Below are 1,510 nucleotides of genomic sequence, written 5' to 3'. Positions count from 1 at the left end.
GGGACCTCGTAGAGGGCGTCGCCTGCGACTCCCCCACCCCAACCCCTCCCCTGAAGGGGAGGGGCTCTTTAGGTTTCGCCGCTTCGCGCCCCGGCATCGGCTTCACCGTCGCCATCACCCGCGCCCAGAGCGCGCGTTCCTCAGCGCTGAGGCGTCGTTCCACTCCCGCCTCCCTGCAGGCGCGCGAGCGTGCCGACCGGCACGAGCAGGAAGGCGGTGCCGCGCCCCGACATGCCGCCGGCGATCGCCTCCGCCTCCTTGCCCGCGCCCCAGAAAGTGTCGACGCGATTGGCGCCCTTGATCGCGCCGCCGGTATCCTGCGCGATCCACAGGCCGGTGGCATCGGTGCGATCCATCGACAGGAAGATCGGCGCGCCGAGCGGCACGAACTTGGGATCGCTGGCGACCGTCACGCCGCCGGTCACCGGCAGGCCCATCGCGCCGAGCGGCGGGCCATCGAGCAGGCGGAAAAATACGTAGCTCTTGTTGGCGCGCATCACCTCGCGCCCTTCGTCGGGGTGGGTGTGCAGCCAAGCAACGATGTCCTGCATCGTGGCATGTCCCCGCTCGAGCATGCCGCGGTCGCGCATCAGCGCGCCGATCCCGGTATAATCGCGGCCATTCTGGCTGTCATAGCCAAGGCGGAAGGTCGATCCATCGGGCTGGCGAACGTCGCCCGACCCTTGGACCTGGAGGAAGAAGAGCGCAACCGGATCGGCCGCCCAGGCGATGATCGGCGCCTGGGTCATCGCGCCCGTCTCGATCTGGGTGCGGTCGTAATAGGGAACCAGATTCTTCCCGTCGACGCGGCCGCGGATCGACTTGCCCTTGAGCGCGTCGGAGAATTTGCCGAGATCGACGTCGATCAGGTCGGCCGGGCGGCCATAGATCGGCACTTCGTAACCGCGGCGGCGGTCGCGCGATCCGGCAATTTCGGGAATGTAATAGCCAGTCGCGAACGCCTTTCCGTCGCCGACCTGGACGGTTTCGAAATTGGTGGCGAAGAAGTCCAGGGCGTCACGGTCGGTGACCGATTGCGCGGCGTTGCAGGCCGGGGCCCAGTCGGCGCCGCGCGTCAGCCCCGATTGGTCGGTGCGGCGGACGAGTTCGCGGCAGCTCAGGCGGAACGCGGCGAGCGCGCGGGCGGCGCGCGATTGGCCGATCCCCAGGCTCGACACCGCCGGCCCCGCGACGACGCCGGCACCAGCCGCATTCGCGCCGGCGGGGACGATGGTCGGATTGGCGACGGGCGGCAGCGGCTTGGAAGGCGTGGGTCTGCGCACGGGTGCCGGCGCCCCGGCGGTGGCCGACGGCGGCACGATCCGACCGCCGCACGCCGACAACAGCAGCGCGAGGCTCGTCATTACGATCAGCTTGCGCGTGCTATCCATTTCGAAACCCCCGTACCGACCCGATCCGTCGCTGAACCATTTCGGGTAATGGCGGGACTAGCCGCGCGAAACAAGCTCGCGGCGATCGCGAACATCCGATCTCCCCTCCCTGAAAGGGG

Annotated in this window: 1 protein-coding gene; it reads right to left on the bottom strand. The window is 69.1% G+C overall.

The window, feature by feature from the left end; all coding sequences use genetic code 11:
• Positions 1–140: 140 nt before the first annotated feature.
• The gene (gene mltA, locus SPR01S_RS20975) at positions 141–1,391 is read right to left on the bottom strand and encodes a murein transglycosylase A (RefSeq protein WP_066593796.1); all 1,251 of its coding nucleotides are present in this window, start codon (positions 1,389–1,391) and stop codon (positions 141–143) included.
• Between the last annotated feature and the right edge of the window lie 119 nt (positions 1,392–1,510).

Origin of the sequence: Sphingomonas pruni NBRC 15498 (genome assembly GCF_001598455.1) — a bacterium.
Taxonomy (GTDB): Bacteria; Pseudomonadota; Alphaproteobacteria; order Sphingomonadales; family Sphingomonadaceae; genus Sphingomonas; species Sphingomonas pruni.
This window is presented reverse-complemented; position numbering and strand designations above follow the sequence as displayed.